General features: G+C 61.0%; 15 protein-coding genes. 10 read left to right on the top strand and 5 right to left on the bottom strand.

The genetic code is table 11. The annotated features are described in order from the left end of the window. Window positions 1-4 precede the first annotated feature (4 nt). Window positions 5-1,096, bottom strand: coding sequence for a hypothetical protein (locus QYH69_RS03855; protein WP_308830582.1), 1,092 nt, complete (start codon window positions 1,094-1,096; stop codon window positions 5-7). A gap of 42 nt (window positions 1,097-1,138) precedes the next feature. Here QYH69_RS03855 and QYH69_RS03860 point away from each other — a divergent pair, with 42 nt between their 5' ends. The 3 genes from QYH69_RS03860 (at window position 1,139) to QYH69_RS03870 (ending at window position 4,913) form a co-directional block, all read left to right on the top strand. Beyond that, complete coding sequence (locus QYH69_RS03860; RefSeq protein ID WP_308830583.1) at window positions 1,139-2,443, top strand: FAD-dependent oxidoreductase; 1,305 nt, start codon at window positions 1,139-1,141, stop codon at window positions 2,441-2,443. Window positions 2,444-2,683: 240 nt separating this feature from the next. After that, entirely contained in the window at window positions 2,684-3,889 is a 1,206-nt protein-coding gene (locus tag QYH69_RS03865; RefSeq protein ID WP_308830584.1) for a cytochrome P450, read from the top strand. A 10-nt stretch (window positions 3,890-3,899) separates the two neighbouring features. Further along, on the top strand, window positions 3,900-4,913 hold the full coding sequence (locus QYH69_RS03870) for a DUF2891 domain-containing protein (RefSeq protein ID WP_308830585.1): 1,014 nt from the start codon (window positions 3,900-3,902) through the stop codon (window positions 4,911-4,913). On the opposite strand, the gene QYH69_RS03875 is transcribed toward QYH69_RS03870, so the two are convergent. Then, window positions 4,914-6,341 carry a tetratricopeptide repeat protein gene (locus tag QYH69_RS03875; RefSeq protein ID WP_308830586.1) on the bottom strand — a complete coding sequence of 476 codons (1,428 nt, stop codon included), beginning with the start codon at window positions 6,339-6,341 and terminating at the stop codon, window positions 4,914-4,916. 836 nt (window positions 6,342-7,177) lie between these two features. On the opposite strand from QYH69_RS03875, the gene oxlT reads away from it, so the two are divergent. Then, window positions 7,178-8,548 carry an oxalate/formate MFS antiporter gene (oxlT, locus tag QYH69_RS03885; RefSeq protein ID WP_308830587.1) on the top strand — a complete coding sequence of 457 codons (1,371 nt, stop codon included), beginning with the start codon at window positions 7,178-7,180 and terminating at the stop codon, window positions 8,546-8,548. Window positions 8,549-8,659: 111 nt separating this feature from the next. Here oxlT and QYH69_RS03890 read toward each other — a convergent pair whose 3' ends face one another. Both QYH69_RS03890 and QYH69_RS03895 read right to left on the bottom strand, forming a co-directional pair. After that, complete coding sequence (locus QYH69_RS03890) at window positions 8,660-9,646, bottom strand: aldo/keto reductase (protein ID WP_374992343.1); 987 nt, start codon at window positions 9,644-9,646, stop codon at window positions 8,660-8,662. Between the two features lie 148 nt (window positions 9,647-9,794). Further along, window positions 9,795-10,709 carry a LysR family transcriptional regulator gene (locus QYH69_RS03895; RefSeq protein ID WP_308830589.1) on the bottom strand — a complete coding sequence of 305 codons (915 nt, stop codon included), beginning with the start codon at window positions 10,707-10,709 and terminating at the stop codon, window positions 9,795-9,797. Window positions 10,710-10,855: 146 nt separating this feature from the next. Here QYH69_RS03895 and QYH69_RS03900 point away from each other — a divergent pair, with 146 nt between their 5' ends. Both QYH69_RS03900 and QYH69_RS03905 read left to right on the top strand, forming a co-directional pair. Then, window positions 10,856-12,220: an MFS transporter gene (locus QYH69_RS03900; protein WP_308830590.1), complete on the top strand. Its 1,365-nt coding sequence runs from the start codon at window positions 10,856-10,858 to the stop codon at window positions 12,218-12,220. An 82-nt stretch (window positions 12,221-12,302) separates the two neighbouring features. Further along, window positions 12,303-13,550: an amidohydrolase family protein gene (locus QYH69_RS03905; RefSeq protein ID WP_308830591.1), complete on the top strand. Its 1,248-nt coding sequence runs from the start codon at window positions 12,303-12,305 to the stop codon at window positions 13,548-13,550. Window positions 13,551-13,583: 33 nt separating this feature from the next. On the opposite strand, the gene QYH69_RS03910 is transcribed toward QYH69_RS03905, so the two are convergent. Continuing rightward, window positions 13,584-13,919: a hypothetical protein gene (locus tag QYH69_RS03910; RefSeq protein WP_308830592.1), complete on the bottom strand. Its 336-nt coding sequence runs from the start codon at window positions 13,917-13,919 to the stop codon at window positions 13,584-13,586. Between the two features lie 406 nt (window positions 13,920-14,325). On the opposite strand from QYH69_RS03910, the gene QYH69_RS03915 reads away from it, so the two are divergent. The 4 genes from QYH69_RS03915 (at window position 14,326) to QYH69_RS03930 (ending at window position 20,060) form a co-directional block, all read left to right on the top strand. After that, window positions 14,326-15,744, top strand: coding sequence for an amidase (locus QYH69_RS03915; protein ID WP_308830593.1), 1,419 nt, complete (start codon window positions 14,326-14,328; stop codon window positions 15,742-15,744). A gap of 441 nt (window positions 15,745-16,185) precedes the next feature. Then, window positions 16,186-17,598 carry an amidase gene (locus QYH69_RS03920; RefSeq protein ID WP_308830594.1) on the top strand — a complete coding sequence of 471 codons (1,413 nt, stop codon included), beginning with the start codon at window positions 16,186-16,188 and terminating at the stop codon, window positions 17,596-17,598. A 379-nt stretch (window positions 17,599-17,977) separates the two neighbouring features. Next, the gene (locus QYH69_RS03925; RefSeq protein WP_308830595.1) at window positions 17,978-18,982 is read left to right on the top strand and encodes a sugar ABC transporter substrate-binding protein; all 1,005 of its coding nucleotides are present in this window, start codon (window positions 17,978-17,980) and stop codon (window positions 18,980-18,982) included. Between the two features lie 82 nt (window positions 18,983-19,064). Beyond that, the gene (locus QYH69_RS03930) at window positions 19,065-20,060 is read left to right on the top strand and encodes an ABC transporter permease (protein WP_308830596.1); all 996 of its coding nucleotides are present in this window, start codon (window positions 19,065-19,067) and stop codon (window positions 20,058-20,060) included. The last annotated feature ends 8 nt before the right edge of the window (window positions 20,061-20,068 follow it).

Consider the following 20,068-nt stretch of genomic DNA (forward strand, 5'->3'; position numbering starts at 1 on the left):
CACATTAGTACGTGAAGAGGTTCAAGCTCGTGAGTTCGTCTTCAACCGATCGCAAATCCATCCGGGCATAGTTGTATTTGCTGTGTTCCATATCGCGTTCGCGCTCCAGGTCCAGTTTCTGATGCTCGAGCGCGATCGCATCGCTATAGGGCCGCATATCCGAGGGCGAATGACCATCTTGCGGACGCAAACTCTGTAGTTTGCGCTCCGCCTCTTCCCATCGGCGCCTGACGTCCAGATATTGCGCATTGAGCTGCCGCCATCTGTTCTCGGACCGCATAACGTCCAACTCCAGCGATCGCTTGCGGTTCGTCAGTTCGGTAAACCTCGGTGACTTTTCGTCTCCGCCGGCGGGCAGCCCCACGTTCGCATTGAGTCTCCAGACCCCGTGTTCATCCAGCTTGACCGGGATTCCCGGCTTCTGGCGATCGTCTGGCTGCACGATCCGCCACGTCTGTCCGTCGTGCTTGCATGGATATGTGGTTTTGTTCTGTTTCAGGTATCGCTGCCCTGTCCCGTCGAGATAGATCCCGGCGTGATCCGTATCCGTCCGCAATTCGCCATTCGGCTTGCGCGCGTAGCGCGCAGGCACTGCCTCGAGCCCTGCCTGCGCGGCGTGCGCAGCGGCGCCGCAAGTCGATCCGTGGCCAATGGTAGAGCGTGCAATCGCGTCCAAGGACCTCGCGGCCGGATTGCGCGGATCGTATGCGGCGAGGTTGCCGGCCGGCTCATCCGTGCTCCCGACGCCACCTCCGACGTGTTTCGAGCCGCCCGTCGCGGCTGCGCTGGATTCGGACCCGAACGCGCGCGGCGATTGGAAGTCCACCTGCCGTCCGCCTGGTGCGGACGGTATGCCGATTCCTTCATTCGAAGGATGAAAGCCACCTCGAATCGTCAACCCCATATGACCTCGAAAAAAATAACGACCTGAGATAAGGTATGGCTGCGTTATCTCGCGGCGTGTGCTGGATGTCCGGAAGTGCAATGCGCCGATCCGGCAGCGCCGCATCGTCATTGAATCAGTCATGCGTTTTGCGAGGTAGTGATCGGGAATGGAAGCGGGATGCCGGTAGAATTCCGGGCTTGTCACCGGCATATCCGCCTGTCTCCCGATACGCAATCGCCGACACGTTTTTTAATGACCGCTACCCTCGATCGCCGCGCCGACGCACTTATCCAGAACTCGTACTACGAGGCCAACGTCTTTCGCTCCGCTACCGACGACCCGGCCCTCGAAGGCACGTTGGAAGCCGACGTCTGCGTGATAGGCGCGGGGTTCTCGGGCTTGTCCGTCGCGCTCGAGTGCCGCGCACGCGGCCTGTCTGTCATCGTGCTCGATGCACACCGGCCTGGCTGGGGTGCATCGGGACGCAACGGCGGACAGATGTTGGTCGGTTTTGCCAAAGATGATGTGATCGAGCAAGCGCTCGGCACCGACGGTGCGCGCGCCGCATGGTCTCTTTCCGTGGCCGGTGTCGCACTGGTGCGCGAGCGGATCGCGCGTTATGGGATCGACTGCGATTTCACGCAGGGCTACCTGACCGTCGCCACCAGAGAAAAGCGCATCGAGGAACTTCACGCATGGATGGACGCGGCCGCGACCCGCTGGGGTTATCCGCATTTGAAATGGATCGGGCGCGATGCGATTCGCTCGCGCGTCGCGTCCGACCGTTATCTGGCGGGCGTTTTCGATCCATTATCCGGGCATTTGCACCCGCTCAGATATTGTCTCGGCCTCGCCGACGCGGCGCGCAAGGAAGGGGCGCGACTTTTTGCGCATTCGCCCGTGGTCGAAGTGAAACGCGGCGCGCAACCGGTTGTGCGCACAACGAGCGGCGAAGTGCGCTGCCGGTTCGTTGCTGCATGTGGCAACGCGACGCTCGGCAACGTGCTGCCTGCGGCAGTCGCAGCACGCATCGCGCCCATCGCGTCATATATCGTTGCGACCGAACGACTCGAAGAAGCGCGTGCGGATGCGCTCATAGCGGGACGCGCCGCAGTTTGCGATAACAACTTTTTTCTCGACTACTTTCGCGTGTCCGCAGACCACCGCTTGCTATTCGGCGGCCGCGCAACATCGACAGGCATGGCGCCTGCGCGGATCAGCGAGGCGATTCGCAAGCGGATGCTCGCGGCTTTCCCGCAACTCGCCAATGTGCGCATCGAATATGCATGGGGCGGTTTCGTCGACGTGACGCGCAATCGGGCGCCGGACTTTGGCGCGATCGATCCGAACTACTTCTACGTGCAAGGCTTCGCAGGCCACGGCGTCGCGCTGACGGGGATCGCGGGGCGCGTGATAGCCCAGGCGATTGCGCAAGACCGCACGGCGCTCGACCTCTTCGCAAAGATACGGCACGCGCGCTTTCCTGGCGGCCCCGCGTTGCGCGGTCCCGCGCTCGAACTCGGCATGCTGTACCACCGGATTCGTGAGTTGTTTTAGGAATGCGGCAGGCTGAACTCCCGATATTGACGGGTTAAGCATTACTCAAATCACGGCAGCAAAAAGGCGAGAAGTCCGCCGGGGAAGCGACAACGCATCACGAATCGCGCAGGCTTGCTGGAATAACGTCAATCGCACGACTGTTCCTGGTTACAGGGCGGCATTGTCTTTGTTTCTCGATGAGGAGCGGCACGGTGCCCGTCGCCGGTTTTCGTCTATCCGTCTCCAGGAGCCCATGCGATGCAATTCAGCGATTTTTCGAACGCTGCGTTCTTCAACAACCCTTATCCTCTCTATGATGAGATGCGCGCCGCCGGGCCCCTCGTGAAACTCTCAGCGGGGCTATATGTGACCGGGCGCTATGCGGTCGTGCACGATTTGCTGTTCGACCGGCGTTTCGGCAAAGGTATCGAGGCCAGCGTGAAAGCGCGGTACGGGGAAGCGGCGGTTGACGAGCCGATCTTTCGAACGGCGCGCCACATGCTGGCCGGCCTCAACCCGCCAACCCATACGCGGCTGCGCGCACTGGTGATGAAATCCTTTACGGCTCGCCAGCTGGAACGCTTTCGCCTCGCGTCGCATGAGATTTCGCATCGTCTTGCCGATGCGTTGATCGCCAGCGATCAACCGGACATCATCCGTGATTTTGCGTTTCCACTGCCCGCGCAGATCATTTGCACGATCATGAATGTGCCTTTGGAAGATGCGCCGATGTTAAAGCGGCTAAGCGACGACGCATCCAGCGTGCTCGATGTCAATGTCATGAACGCAGAGCAGCTGCGCAAAGCGAACGAATCCGTACTCGAGCTGCAGCGGTATTTCACTGCGCTATTAGAGGCGCGCAGGCGCAATCCGGGCGACGACCTCATATCGCAAATGGTGGCCGCCGAAGAAGATGGCGAGGTAATGTCTAACGAGGAGCTTGTCGCGAATGTTCTGCTTCTGTTTGTGGCCGGTCACGAAACCACGACGAACATCATTGGCAACTCACTGGTTTCGTTGCACCGGCATCCGGAGCAACTGATCCTCGCCAGGTCCAATCCCGCGATCCTGCCCAATGTCATCATGGAATGCATGCGCCATGAAACGTCGGTGCAATCGACCATGCGGGTCGCTCTCGAAGATGCGGAGGTCGCGGGCGTTCAGGTCGCCCGCGGCGACGTGGTGTTCGTCTGGCTCGGCGCGGCGCACCGCGATCCCGAGAAATTCGCCGAGCCCGGCAGACTGAAGATCGACCGATCGTTCAAGGATGTCAAAATACTGAGCTTTGGCGGCGGCCTGCACTTTTGCCTCGGCGCGCGGCTCGCAACGATGGAAATCGAAGCCGCGCTGGGCACGCTGTTTTCGCGGCTGCCGGACATGCGCATTACCAACCTCGACGATCTGCGCTGGCACAAGCGCTCGCAGCTTCGCGGCGTCGAGTCTTTGCAGATAGCCCGCTCCTGATAAAGCTCTCATGACCACCCAGCTCACTGCCGCCGTCGCATCGAAATTCGCGAACCTCGCGCTCGACCACCTGACGCGCGAGTACCCGAACCAGCTGACCCATCGGCTCGCAGGGCCGCATGATGTGCAAAGCCCGCGATCGCTGCATCCGATCTTCTACGGCAGCTTCGACTGGCATTCGTGCGTGCATGGCTACTGGCTCGTGCTGCGTCTTGTCGACCGCTTTCCCGATTTGCCGGAAGCCGCACGCATCGTTGAACTCGTCGACACGCATTTCACCGACGCGAACGTGGCCGGCGAGCGCGCATATCTGGACTTGCCCCATAATCGCGGCTTCGAGCGTCCGTACGGCTGGGCATGGATGCTTGCGCTCGCGGCACAGGTCGAGGCATTGAAGCTACCGCAGGCCGCGCGTTGGGCGCAAACGATCGCCCCGCTTGCGAATGCGTTCGTCGAACGCTTCGAGGAATTTCTTCCGAAGTCGACTTATCCGCTCCGTGTCGGCACGCACTTCAATACCGCATTTGCACTAACGCACGCGCTCGATTTCGCGCGTGCATCTGCGTCGCGCAGATCGCTCGAAACGCTGATCGTCGATACCGCAAGACGCTGGTATCTGAATGATGCGGCCTGCCAGGCATGGGAGCCGTCCGGCGACGAGTTTCTGTCGCCGTCGTTGATGGAAGCGGAATTGATGCGCCGCGTGCTCGCGCCCGCCGAGTTCGATGGCTGGTTCAGGCGCTTTCTGCCCGCACTTGCGTCACGCGAGCCCGCCACGCTGTTCGTGCCTGCGGCGGTGTCCGATCGCAATGACGGCAAGATCGCGCATCTCGACGGACTCAACCTCAGCCGCGCATGGTGCCAACGCTCGCTTGCACGCGCCTTGCCCGAAAGCGATGCGCGGCGCGGCGCGCTGTTCGAAGCCGCCGAGCGACATCTGCAAGACGCGCTAGAGCATGTGGCCGGCGACTACATGGGCGAGCATTGGCTCGCGACATTCGCAACGCTCGCACTCGAAGCGTAGTCAACCGGCGTTGGCGGCGCTCGGGTTCGGGGTCTCGTCCCCGTTTTGAGCCTTGGGCGAAGCGATGCGGCCGAGCATCGCGTGAAATGCGCGTTTAATCCGCTCGACGCTTGCCGTCTTGTAGGGAAATGACTCGTTGTCGCCGTGCGCCAGCATGCAGGCGTTCACCTCGAACACGACGACCGCGCCTTGCGCATCGAGCGCGCAATCGATGCCGAAGTAGTCGAGCCCGATTGTCTCGCCGATCGCACGCAGGGCGGCATACTGCGTTTCCCCGAATACGCTCGCGGGATTTTCGAGGAAGGTCCGTTCCTCTTCCTGCATCCACGGCGTGCGCGCCATCGCGGTCGTAGCGTGGTGCACTTTCCACTGGTCGCCGATGGCGAGGTGGTACGGCAGGATTTCGCCGTCGACGTAGAAAAAGCGGTACTTGCGGTAGTGTCCGTCCGGCGATCGATAGTCCACGAACGGTGTCAGATAGTAGTCGCAACTGTCGCCGTGCCGTTCGACGAACGCGCGCACTTGCCACATCAGATGCGCCAGTTCGAAGTCGTTGCCGCCGTGCGTGCCGGCGCGCCGCAAGAGCAACGGAAACGTCCATGGAAACGCCGCTTCGTCGGCGATCAGCGCGCGCAGTTCAGCGGTGGTGTGCAAGCGCGTTTGCGGCACGATGCATCCCGGCGTATCGGCAATCAGCTTCGCAATCGATTCGCGTCCCGTGTACGCAATCCGTCGCGGATGATTGACGACGGGCTTACCGATTTCCTCCACGAACTGTTCCGCCAACGCGAGCATCGGGCCGCATTGATCGACATCGGCGATCAGATTCACCACCACATCGCCGCTTTTGCGCAAGACTTCGTTGTCGTATTTGAAGTCTTGCAGCAGGTTCAGCACATTGCTCTCGAACGGCGCACCTTCGACGAGATACGAAAATGGCGTATTGCCGCGCCCGGGCGCGAAAACGAACAGAACGCTGAACGGCGACGGCTTGACGGCCGACGGCACGTTGACGAACAGTTTGTGCTCGAGTGCGCGACGGTAATGCGCCTCGGCCTCCTCGTTCAGATAAAGCGACTGCTCGAAGTTCGCAACGAGGTGCAGCGTTTCAGGGTCGTTCGGCTGCTTTTCGAGGATGCTCCTGAAATGCTCGAGCGCCCGTCGTGGGCGGCCGGCACTGGCGTGCGCAAACCCGAGCTCACGATGCACGGGCACGCATTCGTCGGGATCCTCCGCAAGCATCGGCATCAACCAGCCTATCGCCGCGTCATGCCGTTTCGTCCGGTTCAACACCTCGGCCAGACCGAAGCGGGCGCTCCAGTGCGTGGGTGCGCTCTTTATTACTTCGAGGTACAGATTTTCAGCGAGATCGAGACGACCTTCGCGATGGTGGGTAAACGCGCTTTGCAGCACACTGTTGATGGACATGGACGGGAGCGCGTGAGGTAGTCATGCGGCGCGTGGTTCTCGCCGCGCGCACGAAACATAGCAGAGCTTCGCGCGTCGAGGGGACGTTTGAATGCGATGCGTAAGGTTTCATTTTTTACGCCGAAACAATTGAAAGCTGGAACGCGGTGCCCAAGCGCCTGAACGGCTGGAGGAATTTTCGCGTGCAGCAATTGTTATGTCGATGAAACCCCTCGACGCACGCGCTATGCCGCCTCGTATGCAAGGCTAGTCATCGGGCGACAAGATCCGCGCGGCCAGCGATGCGTCGACGGTGCCCATTGCACAGGACCATTTGATCGCGGCTGTCCACGTGGCAATGGGCAATGCAACCATCGTTCACACGCTAGCGTCCGGCCATTCGCCGCACGTGGCGCAGCCCGCCGCGCTCGCCGCATTGCTGTGCGCGATCGCGGCAGACGTTTAGCGCCTCCTGCAACCTGTGCGGCGCCGCACCAACACCTACAAATAAAAAACTTTACATTACGTTTTACTTTCATCTATAAAGATAACGCATGTTGCGAACCCGCTTTGTCTCGCCACATGTCCTCGCCCGCCGACGCTTGTACGGCGGGCTTTTTTTTGCATGACGCGCGCCATTCATGCGCTTCCTTCATTTTCCTTTCGTTCGACGAATCGCCTGGTGAAAACCCCGCCAATCCTTTCTCTTGACTTACTTGATATATCACATACTGTATCGACTTATGACCGGCCCTAAAACTGCCTTTCACCAGGCTTGAGTCAGGTTGGCGGCGACACAGCCCGGTCGTCTCCTTCCCCACGTACATAAATCAAGGCAGTCATACATCGGAGACATCATGAAAGCGGATCGAGAGGAACAGGCGGGACAAGCGTCGTCATGGATGGCGTCGCCGTGGGTACAACTTGTATTCGGCGTCATATGCATGGCGATGATCGCCAATATGCAGTACGGCTGGACACTATTCGTCAACCCGATCAACGAGAAATACCAATGGGGGCGCGCAGCGATCCAGGTGGCGTTCACGATTTTCGTGGTCACCGAAACGTGGCTCGTGCCCGTTGAAGGGTATCTCGTCGATCGCTTCGGGCCGAGGCCGGTCGTCGTCGGCGGCGGCATTCTGTGCGCGCTTGCATGGGCGCTGAACTCGGTCGCGTCGTCCTTGCCGCTGCTCTATTTCGCGGCGGCAATCGGCGGTATTGGCGCAGGCGCGGTGTACGGCACCTGCGTCGGCAATGCGCTCAAATGGTTTCCCCATCGCCGCGGGCTTGCGGCCGGGATCACCGCGGCAGGTTTCGGGATGGGCTCCGCAGCGACGGTCGTGCCGATCGCGAACATGATCAAGAGCAGTGGCTATGAAGCGACATTCCTGTGGTTCGGCTTGGGCCAGGGAATTATCGTGTTCATTCTGGGCCTTGCATTGCTCGCGCCGCCGAAGAGCCTGCTCGAAAGCGTGAAAGCCGCCGCAACGGGCACGGCCAGCGCGGTGAAGCGCACGATCTACAACGCGACACCTCGCGAAGTGGTGAGTTCGCCGGTGTTCTGGGTCATGTACCTGATGTTCGTGATGATGGCCGCGGGCGGGCTGATGGCAACGGCGCAGCTTGGTCCGATCGCCAAAGACTTCGGATTGCAGGACTCGCCGGTTTCATTGGCAGGCCTTACGTTGCCGGCGCTGACATTCGCATTGACGATCGATCGCGTGCTCAACGGTTTGACACGCCCGTTCTTCGGCTGGGTGTCGGACCGCATCGGCCGCGAAAATACGATGTTTGTCGCGTTCGCAATCGAGGCGATCGGCATCGTTGCGCTATCGCGATATGGTCATAGCCCGACTGCGTTCGTTATTCTGACGGGTATCGTGTTCTTCGCATGGGGTGAAATCTATAGCCTCTTCCCCGCCACTTGCGGCGACACGTATGGGCCGAAGTTCGCCGCGACGAATGCCGGTCTGCTCTATACGGCAAAGGGCACCGCGGCCCTGCTCGTACCGTTCACCAGCGTCATTACCGCCGCCACGGGCAGCTGGCACGCGGTGTTCATGCTTGCGGCCGGCATGGCGGCTGTTGCTGCGCTGCTCGCGGTCTTCGTGTTGAAGCCGATGCGTCGTGCCCACGCCGAACGGCATTCATCGCCGGCAATCGATTTGCCGTATGGTGGGGGATCGCTCGTTAGCGAGTCAGCGCGGGTCTCGGGCATCGAACGATGAGAAACAGTAAGCGCGGCATTTGTTGACGTTTGCCCGCGGCTTAAGCAATAGAAACGGGTCGCTTTTTGCTAGCGACCCGTTTTTGCCATTTATCGTAGCCTGCCTGTTTTCTTACCAACGCTGATGCACGTGCGGCGCGATCAGTCGATCGTAAATGCGGCGTGCGTGCGCCATCGTCTCGTCGGTCAAGGCGCCAAGCGCGCTTGCTTCCGCATTCGCTTTCGCCTGCGCCGCGTTTTTCGCACCCGGAATGACAACCGAGACGGCCTTTTCCATCAGAATCCAGCGCAGCGCGAACTGAGCCATGGTCGCGCCTTGCGGCACACCCGCGCGCAACGCTTCGACCGCTTCCAGTGCGACGTCGTATGGCACGCCCGAAAAAGTCTCGCCGACATCGAACGCTTCACCATGGCGATTGAAGTTGCGGTGGTCGTCCGCCGCGAACGTCGATTGCGCATTGAGCTTGCCCGTCAGCATGCCGCTCGCGAGCGGTACGCGAACGATCACGGCGACGTTCTTCGCCTGCGCTTCGCGAAAGAACAATTGTGCAGGCCGCTGCCGGAAGATGTTGTAGATGATCTGCACCGATACGACATTCGGGTACTCGATCGCCTTCAGCGCTTCTTCGACGCGTTCGACCGACACGCCATAGTGGCGCAGCTTGCCCGCGGCGACGAGTTCGTCGAGCCCGTCAAACAGTTGCGGACGGAAGTAGACATCGGTGGGCGGGCAATGCAATTGCACGAGGTCGAGCGTATCGACGCCGAGGTTCTCGCGGCTGCGGTCGATAAACGCTTCGATATTGGCCTTCGTATAACCGTCGGCGATATGCGGATTGAGCCTGCGCCCTGCTTTCGTCGCAACCACGGGCCGCGCGCCGCCGCGCTCGCGCAGCACGTCGCGAATGATCCGCTCCGAGCGGCCGTCGCCGTAAACATCCGCCGTATCGATGAACGTAACGCCTGCGTCGAGCGCTGCATGCAGCGCCTCGCGCGCATCCGCGTCGGACACGTCGCCCCACGAACCGCCGATCGCCCACGCACCGAAGCCGATTTCCGAAACGTCCCAGCCGGTACGGCCGAAACGGCGATGATGAATCTGCATGAATGCCTCCTGGATGTTCACGATTTGGGATCGACTCGCGGCCGCAAGACCGCTAGTGTGCCAGCAAGTTGCGAGAACCGCTGGGTATCCGTTTGTATGCGTTCCAGCGTTGCGCTTCGTGACCCGTGCACAGCGTCTTCGTCTACGCAACACCGAACATGCCTACCAGTTGCTCGCGCAACCATCGGTGCGCTGGCACCGTTTCGTTGCGTTGATGCCAGAACAGGCTAATCACGCGCTCGGGCGCTTCGATCGGCGCACGCAAGCCGACGAGCTCGCCGCTCATACCGAAACGTTCGCACAAGTCGCTCGGCATCACGCCAATCAGATCGCTGGCTCGGATCATTTCGCAAGCGACCGTATAGTGATTGACGGTTGTGACAAGATTGCGCTTGAGGCCGCGCGACGCAAGGAATATATCGAACGACGGTTGCGTCTGGCCCGCAAGGCTGATGTCGACATGCCGCGCGTTAAGAAAACGCCGTGTGGTCAGACGGCCAGCGCTTGCAAGCGGATGATCGTGCCGCATCAGGCACGCATAGTCGACGGTCCACAACGAACGCGAGCGGATATAGGCAGGCGGCAAGGTCTCGTTCACATATACGCCGATCAGGCAATCGACGCGATTGTCTTCAAGCAGTGTCGGCGCATCGAGCAGCATGTTCGGCACCGAATGAAAACGCAACCCCGGCGCTGTACCGCTAAAGCGCGCAACGAGCCGCGGCATCACGATGCTCGCGACATAGTCGGACATCGAAAGACTGAAGCTCGCTTGCGCGCTCTGCGCGAGGAAGGTTTCTTCGTCGAGCACGGCGCGAATACGCGACAACGATTCGCCGACCGGCCCCCACAGCGCAATCGCTCGCTGCGTCGGCGTAACGCCTGCGCCGTTGCGCACGAACAGCGGATCGTCGAAGGCCTCGCGCAAACGGCTCAGTGCATTGCTGACCGCGGGCTGCGTGAGCGACAGCTTCGACGCCGCGCGCGTGACCGCACCCTCCGACATCAGCGCCTCGAACACTTTGAGCAGGTTCAGATCGAGGGTCCTGAAGTTCATCGCGCCTCCATTCATTGCATTTATATGGCGGATCACGATTATAAATATTTATGACGTTGAGCATGGCCCTAGAATCGGCGGTGCAGCGTGCAACGTCCGCCGTCCGCTTCTCCAGGCGCCGTTCTGGACAATGGGAGAGACAATCCGTGTCGACGATTTCCGGCCGCATCGAGCGCCTGCCGTTCGGGCGTTTTCACAAGCGTCTGCTGTTGATGGGCGGTCTCGGCTACACGTTCGATGCGATGGACGCCGCGGCCGTTGCATTCGTGCTGCCGGTACTGCGTCACGACTGGGCTCTGACGAGCGTGCAGACCGGCGTGCTCGGTAGCGGCAATTTCATCGGCTACTTCTTCGGCGCGTTGTCCGCGGGAACACTTGGCGATCTGATCGGCCGGCGCAAGGTAATGATGTGGGCGCTGCTGCTGTATAGCGTCGCGACCATCGTCAGCGCCACGACTCATTCGTGGCCCGCCTTCCTCGCATCGCGGATCGTTTCCGGCGTCGGCACGGGCGCAGAGAGCGCGATCATCGCGCCATATCTCGCCGAGTTCGTCGCGCGCCGCTATCGCGGGCTCTTCACGGGCTCGCTCGCAGGCTTCTTTTCGTTCGGCTTTGTCGGTGCGGCGCTGCTCGGCTATTTCATCGTCCCGGCGTTTGCCTCTGGCTGGCGCGCGGTGCTCTACATCACCGCGCTGCCGGTCGTCATGCTGCTGTGGTGGCGCCGCGCGCTGCCCGAATCGCCGCGCTGGCTCGAAAGCCGCGGCCACGCCGCGGAAGCGGACCGCGTGCTGACGAAAATCGAAAACGGGTTCGCTGCAGCCGGTATCGCCTTGCCGGAGCCTGAGCCGATCGTCGCGAGCGGGTCGTTTTCCGCGACAACCGGCACGTTGCTCGCGAATATCCGCGCTTTATGGGTCGGCAAACAGGTGCGCATTACAGCGATGACCTGGCTGATGTGGCTTTCGATCACCTTCAGCTACTACGCGTTCTTCACCTGGATTCCGGGCCTGCTCGTGCAGCGCGGCATGAGCATCACACAAAGCTTCGGCTATTCGGTCGCGATCTATCTGGCGCAGGTGCCTGGCTACTTCAGCGCATCGTGGTTCAACGAACGCATCGGCCGGCAAGCGACGATCGCCTCGTACATGGTGCTTGGCGGTGCGTGCGCGCTCGGCATGGCCTTCGCGTCGACCGGCGGCGAAATCATGCTATCGGGAATCTTACTGTCGTTCTTTATGAACGGTACGTACGCCGGCGTTTATGCGTACACCGCCGAAGTGTTTCCAACCGCCGTGCGCACGACCGGCACCGGAATTGCATCGGCGATCGGACGCATCGGCGCGATCGCTTCGCCAATACTCGTCGGCTATCTGTTTCCGAAATTCGGCTTTGGCGGCGTGTTCGGCACAACGACCATCGTGCTGATGCTCGGCGCCATTTCGGTGCTCGTGATGGGCATACCCACGCGTGGCCGCTCGCTCGAAGATATTGCCGCGGGCGAAGCGGTGTAGCACTGCGAAACAGTCGTCCTATATCCGGTTAGCAGGCGTACGCTCTACATCGGACGTGTCACGCTTGAACGAGGAGAAAGTCGTGGAATCTACGCTGTTCAGGAATGCCGCGCTGCTCGACCCGCTGCACGGCGAATTGCTCGAAACGCGCGATGTACTCGTCGAGAACGGTCTGGTGAAGGAAGTGTCCGACCGGCCGCTGCAAAGCGCAACCGCGCGCATGATCGACCTCAAGGGAAAAACGCTGATGCCCGGCCTGATCGATCTGCACGTGCATGTGGTCGCCGTGCAATTGAATCTGTCGCAACTCGTGCATGTGCCGAACGTCCTCGTGACGTTACGCTCGGTGCCGCTCATGCGCGGCATGCTGCGGCGCGGCTTCACGACTGTTCGCGACGCGGGCGGCGCAAACGCGCCGTATAAGCAGGCCATCGAAAGCGGGCTCGCGGTCGGGCCGCGCATGTTCGTCGCTGGCCGTGCGCTGAGTCCGACCGCCGGTCACGGCGATATGCGCTCTCGCTCCGACTATATCGGCTCAAGCGCGCCGTGCGGCTGCTGCGTACGCGTCGGTGCGTTGTCGCGCGTCGCGGACGGCGTCGACGAGGTGCGCAAGGCCGCACGGGAAGAACTGCAGATGGGCGCCGATCATCTGAAGATCATGGCATCGGGCGGCGTCGCATCGCCAACCGATCCGGTCGGCGCGTTCGGCTTCGCCGAAGACGAAGTGCGCGCAATCGTCGACGAGGCACGCGCACGGCACACGTATGTGATGGCGCACGCGTATACGGCCGAGTCGATTGCGCGCGTCGTGCGCTGGGGTATTCGCACAATCGAGCACGGCAACCTGATCGACGGGCCGACCGCGAAGCTGATGGCCGATGCCGGCACCTATGTCGTGCCGACGCTCGTCACTTACGACGCGCTCGCAAGCGAAGGTGCGCAATACGGGCTCGCCGGAGAAAGCGTGGCGAAAATCGAGGACGTGCGCGACGCGGGAAAGCGTTCGCTTGAAATCTATCGCGATGCAGGCGTGAAAATGGGCTTCGGTTCGGATCTGCTCGGCCCGTCGCAGCGCCTGCAAAGCAACGAGTTTCTGATTCGCGCCGATGTGCTCGGCGCGGCCGAGGCGATCCGCAGTGCGACGATAGTCGGTGCGGAGGTGCTCGGCTTGCCGGAGAAACTTGGTTGCATCGCGCCGGGCGCGTGGGCCGATATGATCGTCGTCGATGGCAATCCGCTTAAGGATATAGCCTGTTTGACAGGGCAAGGCGAGCGCATTCCGCTCGTGATGAAAGGCGGAAAGATCGAGTTCGACGAACTGGCGCGGTAATGCGCTCGCGGCGGTCGTCCGTGCGTTGCCGCGCTACTTGTACTCCACCAGTATCTCGCGATAGCGCGTATCGCCCTCGTTTCGCGCTTTATGAGTTGCGGGAACGCGCATTCCTTTGCCTGCATTGGACAGTATTTCGAGGTATCCGTTTTCGCACAGTAATGAATAGACCCCGCCCGTCGATACCTCAAAGATGCCGAGGTCGCTGCCGTGTTCGTCAAAGATGCGCAGCGGCGCGCCTTCGATTGCATACCACATGTACGAATGCATATGGGTATGTACGGGCGTTTCCTGGCCCGGATCGAGCACGAGGTCCCACACGATGATCTTGTCGTTCTCGAATACTTTTTCGGTACCCACACCGGCCATGGCTTTCTCCTTGAGTTTCGCGAGCGATCGATCTCGCGATTCTCCGCGCTAGCGTCGTGGTTCGCCCTTGAACTTCGGAAAGCCGGGCGCATTGCACGAAGCGCCCGGCTTTCCGAGTGGCTGTTCAGCCTGCTTGAGCGGCATAAGGAAAGTCACGCCTCGGCGGTTTGCCCATTCCCATGAGCGATGCGCGAACAGCCGGCCAGGCTGGATGTGCTCGCGAAACCATAGGATCTGCACGTCGACACATCCCGCGACGAAGTTCTATGCGACATCAGCAGTAACGCCGTCGATCAAGCGGGTGATGGACAAAATGAGTGTGTCGAAAATGGCTTGACGACCAAAGTATTAAGCCTTAAAGTTACCCCTAACAAACGTTCGGTAGTAGGGCGGATCGGAGCCCACCATGAAGTCAGAGATCTTGTATGAAGATGCAACGGGGTTGGCCGAACTGATCCGCACACGCCAGATCTCGCCGGTCGAGGTCATTCAGGCGCATCTTGATAGAATCGAAGCAGTCAATCCCAGTCTCAATGCCATCGTGACCGTTGCAGCCGATGCGCTCAAAACTGCGAAGGCAGCGGAAGGCGCGGTGCTGCAAGGCCATGATCTTGGACCCCTGCACGGCGTGCCCTTTACCGTAAAAGACTCCATCGACACCGCCAGGGTGATGACGCAACGCGGCTCGCCGATTTTCAAAGGACGCGTACCTGACGTCGACGCCACCAGCGTCGCCCGAATGAAAAAGGCCGGCGCTATCCTGCTGGCAAAGACAAACCTCCCGGAGTTTTCCTACTCGTTCGAAACCGACAATCTCCTTAGCGGTCGTTCGAACAATCCGTGGGACCTTGAGCGCACACCCGGCGGTTCGAGCGGCGGGGAATCGGCTGCCATTGCGGCGGGTATGTCGCCGATCGGGCTCGGCACCGATCTTGGGAATTCATTGCGCGGACCAGCCGCGCAAACCGGAATCGTATCGCTCAAGGCAACGCACGGGCGCGTGCCGATGACTGGAATCTGGCCGCGTGCGCCGCGTCGCTTCTGGCATGTTGGCCCGATGGCCCGCAGTATTCGCGACCTTGCACTCGCGTTTTCACACTTGTCTGGCCCCGATGGTCTGGACGCTTTCGCGAGCAGCACCGTCCAGTTCGATGCGCCCATCGGTTCTTCGCGCCTTAAGCCGCACAAGCAGCTACGAGTGGGCTGGATGGTGGAACCCGGCTTCGGGCCAGTCGACTCCGAGGTTGCCGCCACCGTTGAAGCGGCGGCTGAAGCGCTGAAGAACGTCGGATGCCTTGTTGAGCCGGTGCGTATACCCGCGCTCGAACGAGACTTCGCGAATGACGTGTTCAACCGTCTGCACGTGATGGAAATGAAGCGGGAATTTGCTGAAGCAACTGCGGGGCGCAGCGTCGACGATCTCTACAAGTCCGCCAGAAAAATGCTCTTGCTGCCCGATGTATCCATGAAGGACTACGTTGACGCGGAACAGGCGGCCGAACGCCTGCGCGACGGATTTGCCGACTATTTCATGAAGTACGACGCGCTGGTGACGCATGTATTGCCCATCCCGGCCCATAAACACGGTATCGACGCGCTCACCGTCAACGGCCAGACCATGGATGTCTCGTATATCCGCGGCGCGGCGGTACCGCTTAACGTTACCGGTCTGCCCGGCATCCCGATGCGCTTCGGTACCAGTAGTGAGGGGTTGCCGATCAGCGTTCAGGTGGTGGGCAGCTGGCATGCCGAGTCGACCATCCTCCATCTCGCAACGATGCTCGAATCGGTCAGCCAGGTGCGTCACCTGCATCCTGACATTTGATGCAACCGGCGATCGGCTGGAACCCACCTCTGCCCAATCCAACGGCCCTGCCGACGAGCACGAAACTCCTCGCGTTCGGCATCATGTGCCTTGGCTTCTTCATGACAACCCTTGATACCCATATCCTCGCCTCATCGTCAGCATGCCCTGCGGACTCGCGCATTCTCTACGCGAGGAATCGGCAATGGGAAGCCTCCGCCCGCCGCGCATTGAACGGTACGATCTGACATCGAAACGGCCTCGTTCCCACGTCGGAGCCGTGACACTGCCAGACAACCGATCTTAAGCTTGACTAATCTTCTGTGTGTCGGTATCGCCGGTCGCCTCGAAAGAGGTTGACGGGACAAAGTATAGCGCCTAATCTTCGTCCCTAACAAACGTTAGACAGACTTCTGATCTGACTTCGTTAGTTACTTTTCCGACACTTTCAGGAGACTCCTGATGAGCACCGAACTTATCTCTCAAGACGCAACCCGGCTCGCCGAACTGATTCGCACCAAGGAAGTTTCGCCGGTGGAGGTCATGCAAGCGCATCTCGAGCGCATCGATGCAGTGGATTCGAAGATCAACGCCATTGTCACGGTCGCCGACGGCGCGATCGAAGCTGCGCGCGTCGCCGAGGCAGCAGTGATGGCTGGTAAGGAACTTGGTCCACTGCACGGCGTTCCCTTCACCGCGAAGGACTCCATCGACACAGCGGGCGTGCTGACGCAACGTGCCTCGCCCATCTTCAAGGGCCGTGTGCCCGACACCGACGCAACGAGCATTACTCGCATGAAGAAGGCAGGCGGCATCCTGCTGGCGAAAACCAACCTTCCTGAATTTTCTTTCTGGATCGAAACCGATAACCTGCTGTCTGGACGCACGCGTAATCCATGGAATCTCGATCGCACGCCAGGCGGATCGAGCGGCGGCGAATCGGCTGCCGTCGCAGCGCTGATGTCGCCGCTCGGTCTCGCAACCGACGTCGCCATTTCGGTGCGCGGCCCGGCAGCGCTAACCGGCGTGGTCGGACTCAAGGCGACTCACGGACGCATTCCGATGACGGGTATCTGGCCACGCGTACCGCGTCGTTTCTGGCACATTGGGCCGATCGCACGCAGCGTTCGCGACATCGCGCTCGCCTATTCACTGCTGGCGGGTCCTGACGGCGCGGACGGCTTTTCCACGGCTCCGCTCAGCCTCGATGCTGGCGTGGCATCCAGCCCGGGCCGGCCGATTCGGGTTGGCTTGCTCATCGATGCGTTCGCGCCCGTGGACCCCGACGTCGCCGCTACCGTGCTCGCTTCGGCCGAGGCGCTGAAGAGCCTCGGCATCACTGTCGAGACGGTGCGCATTCCAGTGCTCGAGCAGCTCAACGCGCTCGAGTTGCTCTGGAAGCTTCAGGTCATGGAAACCAAACCCGCCTTCAAGAAGGTAACGGCCGGGCACGAAGACAAGATCTTCAAGCACGTCCAGGGCGTCTATGACACGCCGGACACTTCGATCGCCGATTTCGTCGACGCGGAGCAGAAGGCGGAACAGTTGCGCGACGGTTTTGCCGAGTACTTCCAGCGATACCACGCGTTGCTCTGCCCGGTGACGACGGTGCCGGCCCACGCGCACGACGCTGCGGAATTCGACATCGACGGCCAGCCGGTGTCTTCGTTGCACATCATGACTGCAACTGCGCCGCTCAACGTGACCGGGCTTCCAGGCCTGTCGCTGCGCTTCGGCACGAGCCGCGAAGGTCTGCCGGTCGGCGTGCAACTCGTCGCACCGTGGATGGCGGAGTCGACTGTTCTGCACCTCGCGTCGCTGCTCGAAGCCGTGAGCCCGGTGCGAGGCCTTCATCCGGACTTGTCGAACATCTGACTCGCGCCACGATCCGTCCGGTCCACGAATAGCTGCAACCAGGGCCGGGCAGACCGGATCACACGTCGCGCATTGATCGTCATCGACGTGCGCAGCGAAAACCTCCTTATTTACCCCTACTTCCCCAGCTCGGGAAATTGCACGCTGCGGCCAGCAAAGCCACTGCTGACAAGGCGCGGGCCTGATCAGCAGGTTTAATTTATCGTGCGGCGCAGCAAACTGCGCCACCTTGACACTCCGTCGCCGCGCACATTAAATAAAGCCAATTGATTTAGTCGCTGATCGCGGCGCGTGACCTCGCAATCGCGTCCGACGCAGAGCAAATTCGAATCGACTGCAGTCCATAACGTCGTTGTCAATCACCAGGAGGAGCGTTTCCATGAATCTGAAATCGAGCGTGCCGAGCGCGGTTAGGCGAATCGTCGTGGTTTGCGCGGCGGCATCGGCCGTCTTGTGCATCGGCACGAGTCAGGCGGCCGATCAACCCGTGGTAGGCCTGATCACAAAGACCGACACGAACCCGTTTTTCGTGAAGATGCGCCAGGGCGCAGAAGGCGCCGCACAGAAAGACGGCGCGAAGCTGATGACCGCCGCCGGCAAGTTCGACGGCGACAATGCAAGCCAGGTGACCGCGATCGAAAACATGCTGACCGCCGGCGCGAAAGCGATTCTGATTACGCCGAGCGATACGAAGGCGATCGTGCCCAGCATCAAGAAAGCGCGCGCGGCCGGCGCGATCGTAATCGCACTCGATACGCCAACCGACCCGCAAGACGCGACCGACGCGCTCTTTGCGACCGACAACTTCAAGGCCGGCGTGCTGATCGGCGAATATGCGAAAGCCGCGCTCGGCGGCAAGCCGGCGAAGATTGCGACGCTCGATCTCGCGCCGGGCGTGACGGTCGGCGTGCTGCGACATAACGGCTTCCTGAAGGGCTTCGGCATCAAGGAAGGCGACCCATCGATAGTCTGCAGCCAGGACACGCGCGGCGATCAGGCGAAGGGACAAACCGCGATGGAAAACTGCCTGCAAAAAGCACCCGACATCAACGTCGTCTATACGATCAACGAACCGGCCGCGGCCGGCGCGTATCGCGCGCTAAAGTCCGCAGGCAAGGATAAAGGCGTGATGATCGTATCGATCGACGGCGGCTGCGAAGGCGTGCGCAATGTGAAGGCCGGCGCGATCGCCGCGACGTCGCAGCAATATCCACTGAAGATGGCTCAACTCGGTGTGGACGCCGGCGTCGAATATGCGAAGACCGGCAAGAAACCGAGCGGCTACCACGACACCGGCGTCACGCTGATTTCCGATAAGCCGCAATCGGGTGTCGCCAGCAAGGACACTAGCTTCGGCCTCGAGAACTGTTGGGGCAACAAGTAACGACGCGCATTACCGTATCGACCGGTGCCGCGCGCCAGAACGCGCCGGCGCCGGTGGCATCAACGCATCGAGGAAACACATCATGTCGACCCCCACCCCCACCGCCCCCGCTCAAGGCCACCGCCGGTTGGCCGACCGTTTGCCGACGCTCGCCGAAGCCGGACCGCTTATCGCCCTGGTGCTCGCATGCGCATTCTTTATTTGGCAAAGCGACCGCTTTCTGTCCGCGCAAAACCTTTCGTTGATTTTGCAACAAACGATGGTCGTCGCTGTGATCGCGATCGGCCAGACACTGATCGTACTGACCGGCGGCATCGACCTGTCGTGCGGGATGGTGATGGCGTTCGGCTCGATCGTAATGACTAAATTCGCCGTGGTACTCGGCGTACCGCCGCTACTCGCGATTGTGTGCGGGATCGGTGCGAGCGCACTGTTCGGTCTTCTGAATGGTGCACTGATCACGCGAATCAAGCTGCCGTCGTTTATCGTTACGCTCGGCACGCTGAATATTGCGTTTGCGCTGACGCAGATCTACTCGAACGCGGAGAGCGTATCGAACTTGCCCGACGCGATCATGTTCCTCGGCAGCACGTTCCGGCTCGGCCCCGCGGAAGTGACATACGGCACCGTGTTGACGCTGCTGATGTACCTCGCGACATGGTTCGTCCTGCGCGATACCGTGCCGGGCCGCCATCTGTACGCGCTTGGCAATAACGCCGAAGCGGCGCGCCTGATGGGTCTTTCGTCGCAGAAGATCCTGCTGACGGTCTACACACTTGCGGGCGCGATCTACGGCGTCGCCGCACTGCTTGCGGTATCGCGCACCGGCGTCGGCGATCCGCAGGCCGGCCAGACCGAAAACCTCGACAGCATTACCGCGGTCGTGCTCGGCGGCACGAGTCTGTTCGGCGGACGCGGTTCGATCGCGGGCACGCTGCTCGGCGCGCTGATCGTCGGTGTGTTCCGCAACGGCTTGACGCTGATCGGCGTGTCGTCCGTCTATCAGGTGCTCATTACCGGCATCCTTGTGATTCTCGCAGTCACCGCCGACAAGCTGTCGCGACGCGGCGTGCGCTGAACGCTCGA

The sequence above is a fragment of the Paraburkholderia sp. SARCC-3016 genome (genome assembly GCF_031119615.1).
Taxonomy (GTDB): Bacteria; Pseudomonadota; Gammaproteobacteria; order Burkholderiales; family Burkholderiaceae; genus Paraburkholderia.

Coding starts and splice junctions, on each gene's coding strand:
- QYH69_RS03870 (WP_308830585.1), top strand. CDS start 3,900: ATGACCACCCAGCTCACTGCCGCCGTCGCATCGAAATTCGCGAACCTC.
- QYH69_RS03915 (WP_308830593.1), top strand. CDS start 14,326: ATGAAGTCAGAGATCTTGTATGAAGATGCAACGGGGTTGGCCGAACTG.
- QYH69_RS03865 (WP_308830584.1), top strand. CDS start 2,684: ATGCAATTCAGCGATTTTTCGAACGCTGCGTTCTTCAACAACCCTTAT.
- QYH69_RS03930 (WP_308830596.1), top strand. CDS start 19,065: ATGTCGACCCCCACCCCCACCGCCCCCGCTCAAGGCCACCGCCGGTTG.
- QYH69_RS03895 (WP_308830589.1), bottom strand. CDS start 10,709: ATGAACTTCAGGACCCTCGATCTGAACCTGCTCAAAGTGTTCGAGGCG.
- QYH69_RS03920 (WP_308830594.1), top strand. CDS start 16,186: ATGAGCACCGAACTTATCTCTCAAGACGCAACCCGGCTCGCCGAACTG.
- oxlT (WP_308830587.1), top strand. CDS start 7,178: ATGAAAGCGGATCGAGAGGAACAGGCGGGACAAGCGTCGTCATGGATG.
- QYH69_RS03875 (WP_308830586.1), bottom strand. CDS start 6,341: ATGTCCATCAACAGTGTGCTGCAAAGCGCGTTTACCCACCATCGCGAA.
- QYH69_RS03855 (WP_308830582.1), bottom strand. CDS start 1,096: ATGCCGGTGACAAGCCCGGAATTCTACCGGCATCCCGCTTCCATTCCC.
- QYH69_RS03925 (WP_308830595.1), top strand. CDS start 17,978: ATGAATCTGAAATCGAGCGTGCCGAGCGCGGTTAGGCGAATCGTCGTG.
- QYH69_RS03860 (WP_308830583.1), top strand. CDS start 1,139: ATGACCGCTACCCTCGATCGCCGCGCCGACGCACTTATCCAGAACTCG.
- QYH69_RS03910 (WP_308830592.1), bottom strand. CDS start 13,919: ATGGCCGGTGTGGGTACCGAAAAAGTATTCGAGAACGACAAGATCATC.